The organism is Bradyrhizobium sp. (genome assembly GCF_049581145.1).
Classification (GTDB): Bacteria; Pseudomonadota; Alphaproteobacteria; order Rhizobiales; family Xanthobacteraceae; genus Bradyrhizobium.
Genome location: NZ_JBAURI010000794.1, coordinates 1 through 1,530 on the forward strand (window position 1 = coordinate 1; position 1,530 = coordinate 1,530).

Genomic DNA, 1,530 nt, shown 5'->3' on the forward strand with positions numbered 1-1,530 from the left:
GTCATCCTTCCAGGGTCTGCGCGAAGACAAGCCGCCAGCAGAGATCGTCCGCGAGTCTCCGGAAACGGCCGATGCGCCTTCACCCCGCGCCACATCATCTGTCAGATCTGCGGTCGCGCGCACTTCAGCCAAATCAGACAGCCAGCTACCTATCGCGATCACTCATCCCAACAAAGTTCTCGATGAGGCAAGCGGAATGACCAAGCAGCAGCTCGCCGAATATTACCTGGCAGTCGCCGAGCACATGCTGCCTCACATCGCCGACCGCCCGCTGAGCATCTTGCGTTGCCCTGACGGCATAGGGAAACAGTTCTTCTTTCAGAAGCACATGGCCACGGGACTGCCGAAGGGCGTCCGCAACGTTCCCATCAAGAACAAGAAGACCGGCAAAGTCGAAGAGTTCCTCACGCTCGACTCAGCCGAAGGCCTGCTCAGCTTGGCGCAACTTGCGGTTCTTGAAATTCACCCCTGGGGATCGAAGAACGAAGCCGTCGACAAACCCGATCGCATTGTTTTCGATCTTGACCCCGACGACGCAATAGCGTGGCCGGCATTGGCCGATGCTGCACAGGAACTGCACTCGCGCCTGACTCAACTCAAGCTTGAAAGCTATCTCAAGAGCACAGGCGGCAAAGGCCTTCACGTCGTGGTACCCATCAAGCCCGAACACGAATGGCCTGTCATCAAGCAGTTTGCGCATGCAGTGGTTCTCAAAATGGAAAAGGACAATCCACGTCTCTACACCACAAACATGTCGAAGGCCGTCCGTCCCAACCACATCTACCTCGACTACCTGCGCAACGACCGAGAATCAACAGCAGTTGCGCCATTCTCTACGCGTGCGCGCCCCGGCATTCCCGTCGCCGTCACCCTCGATTGGAAAGAATTGAAGGCAGCAGACCGGCCAAGCTTTCACGTTTCAGATTTCAGCACTTGGCAAAAGCGCCTGCGCCGCGATCCGTGGCAAGAGATGCTCTCGTCACATCAGCGGCTCGCGAACGAAATGCTCTCCTCCATGGGCGTGAAGGCCGGAAAACAGAACTAGTAGTGTCCCAGAAGTTCATAACCATATCGGTTTGTCATTCTGAGCGAACGGGGCCCCAAACGTTCTTCGGGGTCCGCAAAGAGTGATCTTTGCTCTTTGGGGCGGAGTGCGGGGGTGGTGAGCCGAAGAATCTGCTTTTCGCGATTTCAAATGATGCGACCAAGTCTCCGGGACACTACACTAGTCTCCCGAGTCACAAATAGCCCAAAGCGACGAATGAGCTTCCCTCGGGGGGGGACCCCAATGTTCATGCGGCTCCGATGGCACGGCTGAAGGGTACGGGCTTCAGCCCGTACATTGAGCCACCCACAAAAGCGGGCTTTAGCCCCTGAGGCGCGACTCTCAATCGCATCGCCGATCTGTCCAACTGCCTTCTATCTACGGCCCAGCGCAATCCCGGCGAATGCACGGCGAAACGTTACTGTTCGCTTGAATTTTGCTTTTCTCATTGCTTGACTTCAGGTAAACTTCTGAGTCTGCAGCGT

Annotated in this window: 1 protein-coding gene; it reads left to right on the plus strand. The window is 56.5% G+C overall.

What is annotated here, in order from left to right; all coding sequences use genetic code 11:
* Positions 1-1,045 (plus strand): non-homologous end-joining DNA ligase (ligD, locus tag WCB02_RS26170; protein WP_423962661.1); only part of this gene is annotated, 1,045 nt, incomplete at its 5' end.
* Positions 1,046-1,530: the final 485 nt, after the last annotated feature.